This is a genomic window from Xanthomonas sp. NCPPB 3174, assembly GCF_056725205.1.
Genome location: NZ_CM161517.1, coordinates 2,924,639 through 2,941,529 on the forward strand (window position 1 = coordinate 2,924,639; position 16,891 = coordinate 2,941,529).

General features: G+C 71.3%; 15 protein-coding genes and 1 tRNA gene. All 16 read right to left on the reverse strand.

Annotated features, from left to right (window positions below; translation table 11 throughout):
- Positions 1 to 21: 21 nt before the first annotated feature.
- Entirely contained in the window at positions 22 to 294 is a 273-nt protein-coding gene (locus tag AC1PK7_RS13005) for a hypothetical protein (protein ID WP_017917327.1), read from the reverse strand.
- On the reverse strand, positions 281 to 1,396 hold the full coding sequence (locus AC1PK7_RS13010; protein WP_481098405.1) for a CgeB family protein: 1,116 nt from the start codon (positions 1,394 to 1,396) through the stop codon (positions 281 to 283). Before AC1PK7_RS13010 ends, AC1PK7_RS13005 begins: the two co-directional genes overlap by 14 nt.
- Positions 1,396 to 2,487: a CgeB family protein gene (locus AC1PK7_RS13015; RefSeq protein WP_481098406.1), complete on the reverse strand. Its 1,092-nt coding sequence runs from the start codon at positions 2,485 to 2,487 to the stop codon at positions 1,396 to 1,398. Before AC1PK7_RS13015 ends, AC1PK7_RS13010 begins: the two co-directional genes overlap by 1 nt.
- Positions 2,480 to 3,604, reverse strand: a complete 1,125-nt coding sequence (locus tag AC1PK7_RS13020; protein ID WP_481098407.1) for a CgeB family protein — start codon at positions 3,602 to 3,604, stop codon at positions 2,480 to 2,482. The genes AC1PK7_RS13015 and AC1PK7_RS13020 overlap by 8 nt, the downstream gene beginning before the upstream one ends.
- A complete protein-coding gene (locus tag AC1PK7_RS13025; RefSeq protein ID WP_481098408.1) occupies positions 3,601 to 4,764 on the reverse strand; it encodes a glycosyltransferase family 4 protein in 1,164 nt (387 codons plus the stop codon). Before AC1PK7_RS13025 ends, AC1PK7_RS13020 begins: the two co-directional genes overlap by 4 nt.
- Positions 4,754 to 5,767: a Gfo/Idh/MocA family protein gene (locus AC1PK7_RS13030; protein ID WP_481098409.1), complete on the reverse strand. Its 1,014-nt coding sequence runs from the start codon at positions 5,765 to 5,767 to the stop codon at positions 4,754 to 4,756. The genes AC1PK7_RS13025 and AC1PK7_RS13030 overlap by 11 nt, the downstream gene beginning before the upstream one ends.
- A complete protein-coding gene (locus AC1PK7_RS13035; RefSeq protein WP_481098410.1) occupies positions 5,764 to 6,726 on the reverse strand; it encodes an MDR/zinc-dependent alcohol dehydrogenase-like family protein in 963 nt (320 codons plus the stop codon). The genes AC1PK7_RS13030 and AC1PK7_RS13035 overlap by 4 nt, the downstream gene beginning before the upstream one ends.
- Positions 6,723 to 8,843: an NAD-dependent epimerase/dehydratase family protein gene (locus tag AC1PK7_RS13040; RefSeq protein ID WP_481098411.1), complete on the reverse strand. Its 2,121-nt coding sequence runs from the start codon at positions 8,841 to 8,843 to the stop codon at positions 6,723 to 6,725. The genes AC1PK7_RS13035 and AC1PK7_RS13040 overlap by 4 nt, the downstream gene beginning before the upstream one ends.
- Complete coding sequence (locus tag AC1PK7_RS13045; RefSeq protein WP_481098412.1) at positions 8,840 to 9,997, reverse strand: NAD-dependent epimerase/dehydratase family protein; 1,158 nt, start codon at positions 9,995 to 9,997, stop codon at positions 8,840 to 8,842. The genes AC1PK7_RS13040 and AC1PK7_RS13045 overlap by 4 nt, the downstream gene beginning before the upstream one ends.
- Positions 9,984 to 10,991 carry a UDP-glucuronic acid decarboxylase family protein gene (locus tag AC1PK7_RS13050; protein WP_481098413.1) on the reverse strand — a complete coding sequence of 336 codons (1,008 nt, stop codon included), beginning with the start codon at positions 10,989 to 10,991 and terminating at the stop codon, positions 9,984 to 9,986. Before AC1PK7_RS13050 ends, AC1PK7_RS13045 begins: the two co-directional genes overlap by 14 nt.
- A 534-nt stretch (positions 10,992 to 11,525) precedes the next feature.
- Positions 11,526 to 11,601 (reverse strand) — tRNA-Gly (locus AC1PK7_RS13055).
- A 36-nt stretch (positions 11,602 to 11,637) separates the two neighbouring features.
- The gene (gene pgsA / locus AC1PK7_RS13060; RefSeq protein ID WP_010342633.1) at positions 11,638 to 12,273 is read right to left on the reverse strand and encodes a CDP-diacylglycerol--glycerol-3-phosphate 3-phosphatidyltransferase; all 636 of its coding nucleotides are present in this window, start codon (positions 12,271 to 12,273) and stop codon (positions 11,638 to 11,640) included.
- A 9-nt stretch (positions 12,274 to 12,282) separates the two neighbouring features.
- Positions 12,283 to 14,142 (reverse strand): excinuclease ABC subunit UvrC, encoded by a 1,860-nt coding sequence (gene uvrC, locus AC1PK7_RS13065; RefSeq protein WP_371182571.1) that lies wholly within the window; start codon positions 14,140 to 14,142, stop codon positions 12,283 to 12,285.
- Positions 14,139 to 15,560, reverse strand: a complete 1,422-nt coding sequence (locus tag AC1PK7_RS13070) for a hypothetical protein (RefSeq protein WP_481098414.1) — start codon at positions 15,558 to 15,560, stop codon at positions 14,139 to 14,141. Before AC1PK7_RS13070 ends, uvrC begins: the two co-directional genes overlap by 4 nt.
- Positions 15,557 to 16,045 (reverse strand): low molecular weight protein-tyrosine-phosphatase, encoded by a 489-nt coding sequence (locus AC1PK7_RS13075; RefSeq protein WP_371182575.1) that lies wholly within the window; start codon positions 16,043 to 16,045, stop codon positions 15,557 to 15,559. The genes AC1PK7_RS13070 and AC1PK7_RS13075 overlap by 4 nt, the downstream gene beginning before the upstream one ends.
- Complete coding sequence (gene kdsB / locus AC1PK7_RS13080; protein WP_481098415.1) at positions 16,042 to 16,824, reverse strand: 3-deoxy-manno-octulosonate cytidylyltransferase; 783 nt, start codon at positions 16,822 to 16,824, stop codon at positions 16,042 to 16,044. The genes AC1PK7_RS13075 and kdsB overlap by 4 nt, the downstream gene beginning before the upstream one ends.
- Positions 16,825 to 16,891 lie beyond the last annotated feature (67 nt).

The following is a 16,891-nucleotide window of genomic DNA, read 5'->3' on the forward strand; positions in this document are numbered from 1 at the left end:
CGGGAAGGCGCCGAGCGCGGCTCAGCGGTTGACGAACTTGAAGAAGCGGCTCTGGCTGCCGTCGCTGGTCTTCTCCTGATACAGGAAGGCCAGCTCTTCTTCTTCGAACTTGTCGAAGAAGTCGTCCCAGCTGATTTCTTCCAGCGCCGCATCGTCGCGGAACAGGATGCGCAGCACGCCGGCATCCTCGTCGGCTTCGGTGCCGCGCACGCTGGCCGGACGGCCGCCGCGCGCCTCGGCCCAGCGGCGGATCTCGTCGTGATCGGTGGTGGTCTTGGCGTCATGCGAGGGCATGCGAGGATCTCCTGGCGGAGGTGGATGGCGCCGCGTCGGCGACGCGGTCGAGGGCATCGTGCAGGGCCTGCGCGCGATGCGCGGCGGTGTGTTCGGCGAGCACGCGGCGGCGCCCCGCTTCGCCGATCGCCATGCGCTGCGCTTCCGGCAGCTCGCGGAGCCAGCCCAGCACGTCGGCCGCACGCCGTGCGATCAGGATTTCCCTGCCAGGCGCGAACAGCGTTTCCAGGCCTTCCCAGGGATCGGAGATGATCGGCGTGGCGCAGGCCGCCGCTTCGAACAGGCGCACGCTGGGCGACCAGCCGGCCAGCACCATGTCGGCACGGGTCAGATTGAGGGTGAAGCGCTGCTGGTTGTAGAAGTCCATATGCTGCGCCGGCGGCAGGTGCGCGCAGCGCTGCACGTTGTCCGGCCAGACGATGTGTGGCGGATACAGCGGACCGGCGATCACGAAGCGGCCCTGCGGCCAGGCCAGCGCCGGCTGCAGCAACAGCCGCTCCAGCGGCGGCTGGCGGTCGTCGCTGTAGGTGCCCATGTAGCCCAGGTCGTAACGATGCACCTGCGGCTGCGGCCGGTATTGCTCCGGATCGAACGCGCAGTACAGCGGCACGGCGCGCGGGGCGCCATAGACGCGTTCCAAGCGTTGCAGGGTCGGGCCGCCGGTGAAGGACAGATACAGGTCATAGTGCGGAATCAGCGCCGGCGACAGGTAGGCGCAGTCGCCGCGCTGCAGCGCCGCCAGGGTCACCGGGGTGTCGATGTCGTAGAACGCGACCACGCCGCGCGCGGTCTGCTGCACCCACGTGCCCACGGCGATGCCGTCGGGCACGTAGGAACCCACGATCACCAGGTCCGCCGCGGCGATCGCGGCGGCGTGCCGATCCTGCAGTTCCTCGAGGCTGGCATACAGCACCGGCGCGCACGGCAACTGCGCCGGCGGATCCTGGTGCTCGGCGTACCAAGGCACGTCGCGCTCCAGGAACAGCACGCGGTCGCCGCGCGCCTGCAGCGCCGCGATCAGTGCACGGTAGGTGGTGGCATGGCCGTTGCCCCAGGACGAGCGCAGGCTCAGGCCAAGGATGACGATATCGCGCGCGGCCATCACGCCGCCTCCCGCTGGCGCGCGTCCAGCAAGGTTTCCACCTCGCGCGCACGGTGCGTATAGGTGTGGTCGCGCAACAGGCGCTGCCGTGCCCGCGCGCCGATCGCCTGCGCCTGCGCGGCGTCGATGCATTGCAGGTAATGCGCCACCTGCTCGCTGTCGTGCGCGACCAGCACCTCGCGCTGCGGTTCGAGGAACGCCTCGATCCCTTCCCAGGCATCGACGATCAGGCAGGCGCCGGCGCCGGCCGCCTCGAACACCCGCGTCGGCGGCGACCAGCCGAAGCGCGCCATGCTGTCGCGGTTGACGTTGAGCACCATGCGCACGCTGCAGTTGAAGGCGTTGTGGTCGCGCGTGGACACGTGGCCGAGCGTGCGCACGTTGTTCGGCAGGTCTGCGTCCCAGCCGCTGCCGCCGAGCAGGAATCTCGCGTCAGGCAGGCGCCGCGCCGGTTCCAGGAAGAACTGCCGCACCCGCGCCTCGCGGTCCGGCAGGCGGTTGCCGAGGAAGCCCAGGTCGGCAGCGAAACCCGGCTGCAGCGGCGCCGGATGGTGGCTCGAAGGATCCAGCGCGTTGTAGATCGGCACGCAGTCGGCCGCGCCCAGCGCCCGATACGCGCTGACCACGCGCGGCCCGCCGCCGTAGGTCAGCACCAGGTCGTAGCGCGGGATCTGCACGCGGAACGGATCGTCCGCATCGGCCTGCACCCGCTCCAGCGTCGCCGGCGCGTCCACGTCCCAGAACAGGACCTGGGTGCGCGGCGAGCGCAGGCCAAGCACTTCGCGCTCCAGGAACGCATCGAACACGCCGACGCCGCTGGCCTTGACCACCACGTCGGCGCCGCGCGCCTGCTCCAGCGCGCGCGCCGCATCGGCCTCGGCGGCCCCGGGATACACGGTGACCTGCGCCCACTCCGGATCGTCGATGTCGCGGTGCTGCTGGCGCCCGAACGCATCGGGCTCGAAGAAGTGGATGCGGTGGCCGCGCTGCGCCAGTGCATGCAGCAGGCCGCGATAGTAGGTGGCCGCCCCGTTCCAGTACGAGGACACCAGGCTGGAACCGAAGAAGGCGATCTGCAACGGGCTAGGCATGACTGAGGCTCCGGTGGTTGGGGTGCACGGCGGGCGCGTCGAGTTCGGCGAGGACCGCCAGCAGTTCGTCGACGCGGTGCGCGCAACTGTGGCGGGTGCGGATGGTGTGCAGGCCGTGCATGCGCAGCGCCGCGGCCAGCTCGGCGTCGTGCAGCACGTCGTGCAGGTGGCGCTGCATCTGCGCACCGTCGCGCGCCACCAGGTAATCGCGGCCGGGCGCGAACAACTGTTCGGCGTCCTCCCACGGCGCGCACACCAGCGGAATGCCGCAGGCCAGCGCCTCGAACACGCGGATCGTGGGAATGCCGGGCAAGGCGCGCACGTAGGGCCGCCGCGGCACGTGCACGGTGACGCGGAAATGCGCGAACGCCTGCGGCGCGCGATGGTTGGGCAGCCAGCCGGCATAGTCGATACCGGCCGCGGCCAGCGCCTGCAGGGCCTGCGGCGGGTAGCGCACGCCGTGGATGCGCGCGCGCAGGCGCAGGCGCCGCACCGGCTGGATCAGGAAGGTGTCCAGTTCCTGCGCGCGCTCGTCGTCGCCCCAGTTGCCGATCCACAGCAGGTCGCCCTGCTGCGCCTGCCCGAGCTGCGGCTGGAACACGCGCAGATCCGCGGCCTCGTGCCAGGTCCACACGCGCCGGCTCCAGCCATGGCGCAGATACTGCTGGCGCACCGCTTCGCCGAAGGCGAGTACGCCGTCGTAGTCGGACAGATCGAACCGCGCCATCTCGTCAGGGGCGCTGACCGAGCGGTGGTGGGTGTCGTGGAACAACACGCGACATCCGGCAGGCGCCTCGCGGCCGATCCGCGCGATCAGCGCCGGCGCGTTCCACTCGTGCACCAGCGCCACGTCGGCGCCGTCCAGCACCTGCGCCAGATCCAGCGTGGCCAGGTCGTAGCGCGTGCTGCGCAGCTGCGGAAAGGCGTCCGCAAAGGCCTGCAACGGCGCTTCGCCCTCCTCCGCCTGCAGTTGCGCACGGCTCCAGCTGTCGTGCGGCTCGTACACCGCCACCGCGTGCCCGCGCGCCTGCAGTTCGGCGACGATGCCGCGCAGGAAATGCGCATTGCCGTGGTTCCAGTCCGACACCAGCGAGTGATAGAACAGCACGAATTTCATGCACCGACTCCGATCGAGGAAAGCAAGGGGACCGGCGGGCCGGCGCGTCCGGCAACGCGGGGCGTGCCGCGATGCGCGATCAGCGCCCGATAGCGCTGGCGATAGGCCGCGGCCATGGCGGTGGCGGTGTAGTGCCGCGCCTGCGCCACCGCGCGCCGGGCCATGCGCTGACGCAGCAGCGGATCGCCGATCAGGCGCTGCAACTGCGCCGTGAGCGCCCGTGCGTCGTCCGGCGCGACGTACAGCGCCGCATCGCCCCAGACCTCGCGCAGGCTGGGGATGTCGCCCAGCACCAGGGCGCAGCCGGCCTGCGCCGCTTCCAGCGCCGACAGCCCGAACGGCTCGTAGCGCGCCGGCAGCGCATACACGCTGGCGCGGGCCATCCAGCGACGCAGACGCGACGGCGGCAGCTGGCCCAGCAGCAACGCCGGCGCGATCGCCGCGGTGCCGCCGTCCGGATGCGCCGCTTGCCCGGCGATGCGCAGCGCCCAGGGCAGCTGCGGCGCCACCGCGGCCAGCGTCCGCAGATTCTTCGCCTCGTCCCATAGCCGTCCTGCCGCCAGCACCAGGGGCCGCTTGGCGCTGGCCGGCACCGGCCGCGACAGCGGCGCGGTGCCATTGGCGATCACGCTGCACGGCACGTCCAGCGGATACTGCGCGCGCAACGCCGCCAGCATCGCCTGGGTCGGCGCGACCACGTGATCGGCCGCCGCCAGGCCCGCGGCGACCGTGGCGCGGTAGTGATCCCACTCCGGCGGCAGCGCCTCGCCGCGCACCGCCTGCCACCAGGAGCCGACGCAGGAATGCGCGGTCATCAGCACCGGTGCGGGCCACGCCAGGGCGCCGTGCGCATAGTCGTTCAGATGCACCACGTCCGGACGCACCTGCGCCGCCAGTGCCTGCAGCCAGCGCCCGGCCGAGGACACATCGGCCCAGGGATCGTCCATCCACAGCAGCCGGTAGCCGCTGGCATGCAGGCGCAGTCCCTGGATCGCCGCGGCCTCGCGCCACTGCGCCGGCGTGGGGGTCGCGCCCATCGTCGCCAGTTCCACGCGATCGCCCTGCGCGGTCAGCACCCGGCACAGGCTCAGCGCGTACTGCCACACGCCGCCGACGGTGTCGGCGGTCATCAGGATCCGCAGCGGGCGCTCAGCGTCCATAGAGCGCATCCACGGTGCGGGCGACCTCGAGCAGATGCAGCGCCGCCGGGTCGAAACCGGGGTCGGTGGCCAGGCGCTCGGCCCAGTCCAGCAAAGCGCGCCCGCCCCAGGCGTCCGGTGGCGAGGCCAGACGCTCGCAGCGCGTGCCGTCGAAGCGGTCCACGGTGAAGTCGAAGAACGAGCCGTCGACATTGCGCAGTGCCGCGCCGCCACCGGTGCCGTACACGTTGGCCTGGATCACCGCGTCGCAACCGGCCGGCAGCCGCCACGAGCAGGCCATGCGCACGCTGGCGCCGTTGTCCATGCGCCACTGCGCGCTGGCGTAGTCCTCCACCTGCCGCACCGGCCGGGTCAGCGGCCGGCCTTGCGCGTACAGCGCCGCCTGCAGCTCGTGATGGCCGCCGCTGCCGGTGAGCCACATCGCCAGGTCCAGCAGATGGATGCCCAGGTCCATCACGCAGCCGCCGCCGGAACGGGCGATGTCGTAGAACCAGTCCTTGTCCGGGCCGTAGGCGTTGTGGAACAGCAGGTCGATCGCGAACACCTCGCCCAATGCGCCCTGCGCGATCTGCTCGCGCAACGTCGCCATGCCCTTGGCGAAGCGGTAGCTGAAATCCACCGCGAGCAGGCGGTCGTGGCGTTGCGCCAGCGCCAGCACCTGCTCGGCTTCGGCGGCGGTGCGGGTCAGCGGCTTCTGGCAGAACACCGCCAGGCCGCGCTGCAGGGCCGCGGCGGCCTGCGCCGCGTGCGCGCCACTGGGCGTGGCGATGACCACGCCATCCAGGTCCTCGCGCGCAAGCAGCGCCTCCAGGTCGGGCAGCAGGTCGGCGGCCGGTGCGTCCTGGCGTGCGTCGTGCAGCGCCGTCGCGCTGGCATCGGCGATCGCCACCACCTCGCCGAGCCCGCTGTCGGCCAGGGCGCGCATGCGCGCGCGGCCGATCCAGCCGACCCCGAGGAAGCCCAGCCGTGGCGCGCGCCAGCGCGGTTGCGCGTACGCGTTCATGCCAGCACCACGGCTTTGAGGAACCCATCCGGGCGCGCGTCCATTGCAGCGAATGCCTGCGGCAACTGGTCCAGCCCGTAGCGGTGGGTCAACAGCGGGAACGGATCCAGACGCCCGTCGGCGACCGCCTCCACCGCCTCCTGCAAGCCGCGCAATGCCACCTGCGGATCGCGTTCGTGCGCGTTGACCACGTCCAGGCCGCGCCAGTTCCACTGCTGCATGTCGACCTGGCGCGGGCCGTCCTGGTGGTAGCCGGCGATGACCAGGCGCCCGCCCTCGCCACACAGCGCGCTGGCGATATCCAGGGTGACCTGCTCGCCTGCGGCCTCGATCACCCGCAGGCAGCCGCTGCCGCCAGTGAGTTCGTGCACCGCGCCGATGGCGGCATGGCGATCCTCGGTGGCCAGGGTGGCGCTGGCGCCGCACTGGCGCGCGACCTGCAGGGCGTAGTCGCGCCGCGACAGCGCGATCACTTGCGCACCCAGGCCGGTGGCCAACTGGATCAACAGCGCGCCGATGAAGCCCACTCCGACCACCGCCACGGTCTGGCCGGGGCGGATGTCGCTGCGGCGCAGGATGTTCATCGCACAGGCCAGCGGCTCGCCAGGCACGTGGCGGCCGTCCAGCGCCGGCGGCAACCGCACCAGCGCATCGGTCTCGGCCAGGTCGTACTCGGCGTAGGCCCGGCCGGACAATAGCGCGACGCGATCGCCCGGTGCCCAGCCCTGCACCTCGGCACCGACCGCGTCGATCTCGCCCCAGCCTTCGTGGCCCGGCGCACCGGGTTCGAACGGATAGGCGAACCAGGGCCGGCCGGCCCACACAGGCAGATTGGACGCGCACACACCGCAGCCCTGCAGGCGCACCCGCACTTGCTGCGGGGCGGGTTCGGGACGCGACTGGCGCTGCGTGACGATGCGGCCCGGGCCTTCGAACACGGCGGCATGCATGCTGTTCATGCGGCGTGGATCCTCCGTTGCGGTGTGGAAACAGGTGCGGCGCGCCCGGCCTGCGTGTGCAGCCAGCGGTGCAGCCGGGCGATGCCGGCCTCGGCGCCGACGCGAGGTGACCAGCCGGTGGCCGCGGCGAAGGCGCGGGTGTCGGAGACGTAGTAACGCTGGTCGCCGACCCGCGGCGCCGCGTGCGCCAGTTCCAGGCGATGGCCGACCAGCGACTCGATCCGGCGCAGCACCTCGCGCAGGCTGGCGGCATTGGAGGGGCCGCCGCCCATGTTGAACGCCCGCCCGGACAGCCGCGGCATCTGCGCCTGGCATTGCAGGAACGCCTCGACCAGGTCGTCCACGAACAACAGATCGCGGACCTGGCGGCCATCGCCGTATACGGTGATCGGCTGCCCCTGCAGCGCGCGGATCAGGAAATGCGCGACCCAGCCCTGGTCTTCGTTGCCGCATTGGTGCGGGCCGTAGATGCAGCTCATCCGCAGCACTACCGCCTGCAGGCCGAAGCTGCGCGCATAGTCCAGCACGTACTGGTCGGCACCGCCCTTGGAGCAGCCGTAGGGGCTATGGAAATCCAGCGCGCGGCGCTCGTCGATGCCGCGCGCGCGCAGCAGCGGATCGCTCGGCTGGTAGCGCTGCGCGTCGGCTTCCAGCGCGACGTCGTCCAGCGCGCCATAGACCTTGTTGGTGGAGGTGAACAGCAGCGGCGGCGGGCGCCGCGCGCCGCGGATCGCCTCGAGCACGTTGAAGGTGCCGCGCAGGTTGACCTCGAAGTCGTGCGACGGATCCTCCAGGCTGGAGGTCACCGCCACCTGCGCGGCCAGGTGGAACACCTGCGCCGCCTGCGCCACCGCATCGCCGAGCAGATGCCGATCGCGCACGTCGCCCACTTCCACCTGCAGACGCTCGCCGGGATAGTGGCGACGCAGCCACTGCAGGTTGTGCTCCACGCCCGGGCGCGACAGGTTGTCGTAGACGATGACCCGACGTCCGCTGTCGAGCAGGCGCGCGGCCAGATTGGTGCCGATGAAGCCGGCGCCGCCGGTGATCAGCACCGCATCCTGCCCACGCGACCGCGGCAGGGTGTGGATCGGCGCGTGCGCGTCGGCGCGTGGCGCGACCGTCGGCGCCGGCGCGAGGTCCGGGCGCGGTGCGCGCGACAGGTTGGCGCCGTGCTCGTGGTGCAGCGACGCCAGCGCCTGGATGCCGTCGTAGCCCTGCTCGGCCCACAGCCGGTACAGCAGCTTGGCGCGGCCGCGCTCGTCGCGCAGGCCGAAGTGATAGTGGCGCTCGTCCTCGTGGAAACCGTCCTGGTGGCTGATGCTGCCGTGCAGGTCGCGCGCGGCATACCAGTACAGCCGCTCCACCGGCGCATCCAGGGTCTCGCGCAACTGCCGTACCTGCTCGATCTCGTCATGCCGCCAGGTCGAATACCCGGTCTCGCTGAGCCAGACCTGCGGCTGCAGACCGTGCGCGGCCAGCACCGCGCGGACGTCGCCGAGCACCTCCGCCCACGGCCGGCGGCGGAAATCCCAGGTGCCGGGGAAGCCGTGCACGCCGACCGCGTCGATGTGCGCCAGCGCCCCGCGTTGCGCCATCAGCGCCAGCCAGTTCGGATCGGTCGGGCACATGCCGCCGAGCAAGGTCTTCTTGCCCAACTGGTGCGCCCAGTGCGCGGCCTGGCCGATCATCTCGGCGAAGCGCTGCCAGTCGTGGTCCAGGTGCCAGTCCCAGTCGTTGAGGTTGTTCGGCTCGTTCCACAGTTCGATCCACTCGAAGCCGGCGCCGAAGCGGCCCACCACCTGGTCGATGAAATCGGCGAAGGCTTTGCTGTCGCGCGGCGGCGACGCCGTGCGCGGCTCCAGCCCCAGCGATGGCGGGGTGTAGCAGAAGCACGGCAGCACCTCGCAGTGCGCGCTCAGCAGCGGCATCAGCCAGGCGTACCAGCGCTCGCCTTCGGCGGTGTGCCAGTCGGCCCAGGAGAACTGGGTGCGTAGCCGGCGCACGCCGAGCTCGCGCATGTCGCGCAGCAGCGCATGCACCGCATCCTCGTCGCCGATGCGCAACCATTCGATCAGGCCGATCTCGGCCAGCCGTTCGCGTGCCTGTGCGCTCATCCCTGCAACCCCCGCCGCGCCAGCTCGGCATTGGCCGCCTCCACACCGTCGGCAGCGGTCTGCTCGCGCAGCCACTCCACCAGTTCCTCCAGGCCCTGCTGCAGGTCCACCTGCGGCGCATAGCCGATGCGTTCGCGGGCCAGCGCGATATCGGCGAAGCAGTGGCGGATGTCGCCGACCCGGTAGTTGCCGGAGACCTGCGGCGGCAGATCGTCGATGCCCATCGCCGCGGCGATGCGCTGCGCCACTTCGTTGATGCTGACCGCCTGGCCGCTGCCGACGTTGAGCGCCAGGCCGGCGGCGCTTTCGCATTCGTAGGCCAGGCGGCAGGCGCGCGCGACGTCGCTGACATGGACGAAATCGCGGCGTTGCGCACCGTCCTCGAAGATCACCGGCGGTTTGCGGTTGAGCAACCGCGCCGCGAAGATCGCCAGCACGCCGGTGTAGGGATTGGACAGCGCCTGGCGCGTGCCGTAGATGTTGAAGAAGCGCAACGCGGTGGTCGGGATCGCATACGCCTGGCCGACGATCAGGCACAGGCGTTCCTGGTCCAGCTTGGACAGCGCGTACACCGAGGACGGTTCGGCCGGCTTGCGTTCGTCGGTTGGCACCGGCTGCAGCGGGCGCCCGTCCACGCTCGGCTCCCACTGCGCGCGGCGCAATTGCGCCAGCGGGCGCTCGCGCACCGGCACCGGCGTGCCGTCGGCATCGACGTAGGCGCCCTCGCCGTAGATGCTCATGCTCGACGCCACCACCAGCCGCTGCACCGGCCGCTCCACCAGCGCTTCCAGCAGCACGGCGGTGCCGAGATTGTTGGTATGGGTGTAGTGCGCGATCTGGTACATGCTCTGGCCCACGCCGACCGCCGCGGCGAGGTGGAACACCCCGTCCACATCGCGCAGCGCAAGCCGCACCGCCAGCGGATCGCAGACGTCGCCGACCATCAGCTCCACGTCCTCCGCGAGATACGCCGGTCGCGCGGCCTGCGTGCCGTGCACCTGCGCGCACAGGTTGTCCAGCACCCGCACCCGGTAGCCGTGGGCAAGCAGTTCGTCGGCCAGATGCGAGCCGACGAAGCCGGCGCCACCGGTGATCAGCACGCGCTTGCCGGCCTGCGCGCGGCTGGCGCTGCTCCTGAGTTCATGCACAGTCACGTTCCACCTCCAGGTCGGGGATGTCGTGCAGATGCGCCTGGAACCAGGCGATGGTTTGGCGCAGGCCCTCGTCCAGCGCCACCCGCGGTTCCCAGCCGAGCTCGCGCCGCGCCAGCCCGATGTCCGGACAACGCCGGGTCGGATCGTCCTTGGGGATGGGCCGGCGCACGATGCGCGAGGACGAGCCGGTCAGCGCGAGGATGCGCTGCGCCAGTTCGGCCACGGTGATCTCGTGCGGGTTGCCGAGGTTGACCGGACCGGTCCAGCCGTGCGGGCTGCGCATCAGTTGCACGATGCCCTCGACCAGATCGGAGACGTAGCAGAACGAGCGGGTCTGGCTGCCGTCGCCGTACAGGGTCAGCGGTTGCCCGCGCAGCGCCTGCACGATCAGGTTGGACACCACCCGGCCGTCGTCGTTGCGCATGCGCGGCCCGTAGGTGTTGAAGATGCGCCCGACCTTGATGTCGGTGGCATACAGGCGGTGATAGTCGAAGAACGCCGCTTCGGCGCAGCGCTTGCCCTCGTCGTAGCAGGCGCGCGGGCCGATCGGGCTGACCGCGCCGCGATAGTCCTCGCGCTGCGGATGCACTTCCGGCTCGCCGTAGACCTCGCTGGTGGAGGCCTGGAAGATGGTCGCGCCATTGCTGCGCGCCACCTCCAGCAGATTGATCGCGCCTTCCAGGCAGGTCTGCAGGGTATGCAGCGGACGCGCCTGGTAATGCACCGGCGAAGCGCAGCAGGCCAGGTTGAACACCCAGTCGACCTTGGCCTGATACGGCTGCACCACGTCGTGGGCGACGAAGCGGAAACGCGGACGCGCCAGCAGGTGCGCGATGTTGTCCAGCGAACCGGTCAGCAGGTTGTCCAGCACGGTGACGTCGTAACCGTCGTCCAGCAGACGCTCGCACAGATGCGCGCCGACGAAGCCGGCACCGCCGGCGACCAACGCGCGCGGTGGCGCTTGGGTGGTAGGGGAAGGAATTGCGCCATCCATCATCGACTCCTCGCAGAGGCCGGGCGTCATCGCCTGGCGTGGGAGACTCAGCGCAAATCGCGTGCCAAGTACCGGCGAAACCGCAGCGCAATGCGGCGGACGGCGTCGCTGCGCGCGATGCCGCAGACGTTTCGGCGACGGCCTGCCGCGTTCTGTGACCGACGCGTACGCAATGCGTGCATGCGCGCGTGGGCGTGACGTGAAGTCAGCCGCGCGCCTGCAAGGCGCGGAGGAAAAAATTGCCGGACTGGGGCCGCGTCAGCGCGTGACCTGCGCCAGCGGCGCGGCCCATGCTGCAACGGTCGCGAATGCTCGGCCGACCGGGCCGCAGTGAGGGAGGCGGAACGTTCTCGCCTCCGCGCGGCTGGCGCGACCATCGGGACGGCGCATCCGCACCGGCGATGCGCCATGCCCCCGTGTCAGGCGAGCGCCGTGGCTTCGGCCGGCATGCCCGGCATGCGGGCATGAAAAAAGGGCCGAAGCCCTTTTTCGGACATCCGGTGCATCTGCACTGGATGTCGGTACTGCCGAATGTGGAGCGGGAAACGAGACTCGAACTCGCGACCTCAACCTTGGCAAGGTTGCGCTCTACCAACTGAGCTATTCCCGCTTGAGGCCGCGAATTCTACCGGGACCACGCAGCCTGTCAACCGTTGCCTTCGATTTTTTTCGCGTTCTTTTCCGCCACCGCGGCGCGCTCGTCGTCGCGCAGGCTCGGCCAGGCCGCATGCAGGTACTGGATACCCGACAACAGGGTCAGGATCGCGGCGATCGCCAGGGTCCAGTCGCCGACGTGGAAGACGAACAGGCCCATCCACACGCTCTCCGGCGGCGAGCCGTCGGGCATCACCGAGTACAGCAGACACAGCAGCGCCACCATCTGCGCGGTGGTCTTGATCTTGCCGATCATCGCCACGCGCACCTTGGCGCGCTGGCCGATCTCGGCCATCCACTCGCGCAGCGCCGACACCGCGATCTCGCGGCCGACGATCACCGCCGCCCAGAACGCCATCCACGGCGTCGGGTGGCCCTGCACGATCAGGAACAGCGCCACCGCCACCATCAGCTTGTCGGCCACCGGATCCAGGAACGCGCCGAACGCGGAGTACTGGTGATAGCGCCGCGCCACCCAGCCGTCCAGCCAGTCGGTGAACGCGGCCAGGCCGAAGATCGCCGCCGAGGCGAAGTTGGTCCAGGTGTACGGCAGATAGAACACCAGCACCAGCACGGGGATCATCACGATCCGCAGCAGCGTGAGCCAGGTGGGGATGGTCAACTTCATTGCGCTGCTCTACTCGCCTGCCGGATCGGGTACCGGCAGCCCGTGCAGGTTAGCGTAGATTCGTGCAGCCAGTGCGTCATTGATCCCTTCCACCCGCGCGATCTCGGCCTCGCCGGCGGCCTTGAGCCCGGCCAGTCCGCCGAAGTGCTTGAGCAGGCTGGCGCGGCGCCGCGGGCCGATGCCGGGAATGTCCTCCAGCTTGCTGGTCATGCGCGCCTTCTGGCGGCGCCCGCGGTGGCCGGTGATGGCGAAGCGGTGCGCCTCGTCGCGCACCTGCTGGATGAACTGCAGCGCCGGCGACGCCGCGCCCGGCCGCAGTTCGCGCCCGTCCGGCATCACCAGGGTCTCGTGGCCGGCGCGGCGCTCGGCGCCCTTGGCCACGCCGATCAGCAGCACCCCGTCCACACCCAGGTCGGCGAGCGCGCCCGTGGCCTGCGCCAGCTGGCCGGCGCCACCGTCGATCAGCAGCACGTCCGGCAGCACCACGTCGCCCTTGCCCTCGCCTTCGGCGGCGCGACGGAAGCGGCGCTCGATCGCCTGGCGCATCGCCGCGTAGTCGTCGCCCGGCTCGATGCCGCTGATGTTGTAGCGGCGGTACTGGCTGCGCACCGGGCCGCTGGCATCGAACACCACGCAGGAGGCCACCGTGGCCTCGCCCATGGTGTGGCTGATGTCGAAGCATTCCACCCGCTTGACCGGCTCGGCCAGGCCGAGCATCTCGCGCAGCGCCTCGCTGCGCGCATGCTGGGCGTTGCGGCTGGTCAGTTCGGTGACCAGGGTGGCCTGGGCGTTGCGGCTGGCCAGCTCCAGGTAGCCGGCGCGCTCGCCGCGCACATTCCACTTCAGCTGCACCTTGCGCTCGGCGGCCGAACTCAGCGCCGCCTCGATCAGCTCGGCGTCGGGAATCTCGCGGTCCAGCAGCACCTCGCGCGGCGGCGCGTGCTCGACGTAGTACTGCGACACGAACGCGCCCAGCACTTCGGCGGCGCTGTCCTCGCCATTGGTCTTGGGGAAGAACGCGCGGGTGCCGAGATTGCGCCCGTCGCGGAACGCCAGCAGCAGCACGCAGGCGTTGGCGCCCTGGGTGGCGCAGGCCAGCACGTCGAGGTCGGCGGCGCGGCCGTCCACGTACTGCCGGCTCTGCATGCTGCGCAGCGAGCCGAGCAGGTCGCGCAGGCGCGCGGCGCGCTCGAACTCCAGGCGTTCGCTGGCGGCCTGCATGGCCTGCACCAGTTCCTCGCCGAGCTGGTCGCTGCGCCCTTCCAGGAACAGCGTGGAGCGGCGCACCGCCTCGGCGTACTCGTCGGCCGCCACCAGCGCCACGCACGGCGCGCTGCAGCGGCCGATCTGGTACTGCAGGCACGGCCGCGAGCGGTTGCGGAACACGCTGTCCTCGCAGCTGCGCAGCTTGAACAGCTTGTGCATCAGGTTCAGCGTCTCGCGCACCGCGGTGACGCCGGGATACGGCCCGAAGTAGCGCCCGGGCACCGCGCGCGGGCCACGGTGCAGGGTGATCCGCGGCCACTCCTCGCGTGTCAGCAGCACGTAGGGATAGCTCTTGTCGTCGCGCAGCGACACGTTGTAGCGCGGCGACAGCGACTTGATCAGCTGGTTTTCCAGCAGCAGCGCCTCGCCCTCGCTGCGGGTGACGGTGACGTCCATGCGCGCCACCTGCGCCAGCATGGCCATGGTCCGCGCGTTCTTCGGCGAGCCGCTGAAGTAGCTGGACACGCGCTTGCGCAGCGCGCCGGCCTTGCCGACGTAGAGCAAGGTGTCGTCGGCGGCGTACATGCGGTAGACGCCGGGCGCGGTACTGAGGTTGGCGGCAAAGGCCTTGCCGTCGAACGGGGGCAATTCGGGGGTACTCATTCGCCGATCGCGAGGTCGCGCAGTTCGCCGCTGGCGATGTCGTAGCGCAGCACCGCATGCGCATCGGTCTCGGCGATCCACACGGTGCCCGCGCTCACCGCCAGCCCGCCCGGGCCGTGCAGGCGCCGCGGCAATACCGCGGTGGAGAGTTCGCCGCCGCCCAGGCGCAGACTGCGCAGGCTGCCGTTGCCGCTGTCGGCGATCCACAGCAGCGGCGCGTCCGGGCTCAGCGCGATCGCCTGCGGGAACTGCAGGCGGGCACGGCTGCGCGGCCCGTCCTCGTTACCGAAATCCCACGGCCCCTGGCCGCCGAGCAGGGTCTGCACCAGGTCCCCGCGCAACTGCATCGAGCGCACCGCCGAGCCCAGCGCATCGCACACGTACAGCACCTGCTGCACCGCGGCCAGGCTGCACGGCTGCGCGAACGCGGCCAGGTGGCCGCTGCCGTCGCGCAGCTCCAGCGCGCCGGCGCCCGCGCGCCAGCGCAGGCTGCGGCTGCCCAGGTCGTAGCTCCAGATGCGGTTGTCGCCGGCCATCGCCAGGTGCACCTGGTTGTCGGCGATCACCACGTCCTGCGGATGGTTCAACGGCGCCAGCAGCGGTTGCTCCACCCGCCCCTCGACCGGCTCGCCGGCGCGGCCGTTGCCGCACAGCGTGTCGACCTGGCCGGTGAGCAGGTTGATCCGGCGCAGCGCATGGTTGCCGGTGTCGGCCACGTACAGCACGCCGCGCTCCAGCGCCAGCCCGCGCGGACGGTGGAATGCCGCCTCGCCGATCGCGCCATCGATGAAGTCGGCGGTGCCGATGCCGAACTGGCGCAGGACGCGGCCATTGGTGCTGCATTCGAGAATGCGGTGATGACCGCTGTCGGCCACATACAGCAGGTCGTCGGCCACCACCAGGCCGGTCGGGAAGCGCAGCGGCAGGCGCGGCTCCGGCTGGGTCTCGCGGGCGTCGCGCAGGTCCTCGTCCAGCGGCGGCGGCTGCCCGGCGCACAGCGCGTGCAGCGCCTTGTCCAGTTCGGCGCCGCCGATGCCGACCAGGCGCTCGCGCTCGACACCGCCGGCGTCGATCAGCACCAGGGTCGGCCAGGCCTGGATGTCGAAGCGCTGCCAGGCGGCCCAATCGGCATCGAGCAGGATCGGCGCGGACACGCCCTGGCTGCGCAGCAGCTTCAGCGCGCGCTGCGGCTCGCGCTCGCTGTCGAAGCGCGGCACCTGCACCACGATCACCTGCAGCCGTCCGGGATTGCGCGCCTGCCACTGGCCGAGTTCGGCCAGACGCTGCGCGCACCACACCGAGGCGGCATTGACGAAGGCCAGCACCAGCGCCCTGCCCTGCAGATCGCGCAGGCGGATCGGCTCGGCGTTGAGCCAGGCGCCGGACGCGGGAAGTTCCAGGGCGGCGATGGAATTCATCGGCCGATTATGCCGGAGCCGAGGTCGGCGGACAGTCGTGCCACGCTGCCGGCGGCCGCTTCGTCTACCAGTTGCCAGACCTGCTCGAACTGCGCGCTGCCGCCGGTGTACGGATCCGGGATCTCGCTCCGGCCTTGCACGCCGGCCCAGGGCAGCCACAGCGCCACGCGCTCGCGCGCCGACGCCGGTGCGCGCTGCAGCACGTCGCGCAGGTTCGCCGCATCGGCGCACAGCAGCCAGTCGAATTCGGCAAAGTCGCGGTCGCGCAGTTGCCGCGCGCGCAGGCCGGCGATGTCCACGTCGTGCGCGGCCGCGCAGGCCACCGCGCGCCGGTCCGGCGGCTCGCCGCGGTGCCAGTCGCCGGTGCCGGCCGAGTCGACCTCCACCACGCTCGCCAGCGGCGAGCGCTGCAGGTGGTGGCGCAGCGCGCCCTCGGCCATCGGCGAACGGCAGATGTTGCCCAGGCATACCAGTAGCAGCTTCATGCCTGGCCGCCCTGCAGATAGGCCTCGGCGCGCGCCAGGTCCTCGGGCGTGTCCACGCCCGGCGGGAACGGCGCCGGCGACAGCGCCACCGCGATCCGGAAGCCGGCTTCCAGCACCCGCAACTGTTCCAGCGACTCGATTCGCTCCAGCGCGCCCGGCGACATCGCCGCAAACCGGCGCAGGAAGCCGGCGCGATAGGCATAGATGCCGATATGCCGCAGCCACGGGCCGGGCAGCGGCAGCTGCGCCTGCGAGGCGGCGAAGGCGTCGCGGTGCCAGGGGATCGGCGCGCGGCTGAAGTACAGCGCATCGCCGTCGGCGCGGCGCACCAGCTTGACCACGTTGGGATCGAACAGGTGTTCGGCCGCGTCCACCGGCGTGCCCAGGGTCGCCATCTCGGCGCCGCTGTCGGCCAGGGTCCGGGCCACCGCGACGATGCCGGCGACCGGCGCGAACGGCTCGTCGCCCTGCAGGTTGACCACCAGGGTCGCATCGTCCCAGCCGGCGATGTCGGCGCACTCGGCCAGGCGGTCGGTGCCGGAGGCGTGGTCGCTGGAGGTCGTGGCCACATGCACGCCGTCCAGGTCGGCCACTGCGGCGGCGATGCGCGCATCGTCGGCGGCCACCCACACCTGCGTGGCACCCGCGGCGAGCGCACGCCGGGCCACGTGGCGGATCAACGGCTCGCCGCCGAGCGCACGCAAGGGCTTGCCCGGCAGCCGCGAGGCGGCATAGCGGGCCGGGATGGCGACCACGAACGGCGGCACGGCGGCGCTCATGCCGCCACCGCGCCGGCGGTGGGAACGTCACTGGCGGCGGCAGGCAGGTACGGGAGCGGGTCGAATC

Excerpts from the sequence above, each read along its gene's own strand:
- AC1PK7_RS13005 (WP_017917327.1), bottom strand. The coding sequence starts at position 294 with ATGCCCTCGCATGACGCCAAGACCACCACCGATCACGACGAGATCCGC.
- AC1PK7_RS13010 (WP_481098405.1), bottom strand. The coding sequence starts at position 1,396 with ATGGCCGCGCGCGATATCGTCATCCTTGGCCTGAGCCTGCGCTCGTCC.
- AC1PK7_RS13015 (WP_481098406.1), bottom strand. The coding sequence starts at position 2,487 with ATGCCTAGCCCGTTGCAGATCGCCTTCTTCGGTTCCAGCCTGGTGTCC.
- AC1PK7_RS13020 (WP_481098407.1), bottom strand. The coding sequence starts at position 3,604 with ATGAAATTCGTGCTGTTCTATCACTCGCTGGTGTCGGACTGGAACCAC.
- AC1PK7_RS13025 (WP_481098408.1), bottom strand. The coding sequence starts at position 4,764 with ATGGACGCTGAGCGCCCGCTGCGGATCCTGATGACCGCCGACACCGTC.
- AC1PK7_RS13030 (WP_481098409.1), bottom strand. The coding sequence starts at position 5,767 with ATGAACGCGTACGCGCAACCGCGCTGGCGCGCGCCACGGCTGGGCTTC.
- AC1PK7_RS13035 (WP_481098410.1), bottom strand. The coding sequence starts at position 6,726 with ATGAACAGCATGCATGCCGCCGTGTTCGAAGGCCCGGGCCGCATCGTC.
- AC1PK7_RS13040 (WP_481098411.1), bottom strand. The coding sequence starts at position 8,843 with ATGAGCGCACAGGCACGCGAACGGCTGGCCGAGATCGGCCTGATCGAA.
- AC1PK7_RS13050 (WP_481098413.1), bottom strand. The coding sequence starts at position 10,991 with ATGGATGGCGCAATTCCTTCCCCTACCACCCAAGCGCCACCGCGCGCG.
- pgsA (WP_010342633.1), bottom strand. The coding sequence starts at position 12,273 with ATGAAGTTGACCATCCCCACCTGGCTCACGCTGCTGCGGATCGTGATG.
- uvrC (WP_371182571.1), bottom strand. The coding sequence starts at position 14,142 with ATGAGTACCCCCGAATTGCCCCCGTTCGACGGCAAGGCCTTTGCCGCC.
- AC1PK7_RS13070 (WP_481098414.1), bottom strand. The coding sequence starts at position 15,560 with ATGAATTCCATCGCCGCCCTGGAACTTCCCGCGTCCGGCGCCTGGCTC.
- AC1PK7_RS13075 (WP_371182575.1), bottom strand. The coding sequence starts at position 16,045 with ATGAAGCTGCTACTGGTATGCCTGGGCAACATCTGCCGTTCGCCGATG.
- kdsB (WP_481098415.1), bottom strand. The coding sequence starts at position 16,824 with ATGAGCGCCGCCGTGCCGCCGTTCGTGGTCGCCATCCCGGCCCGCTAT.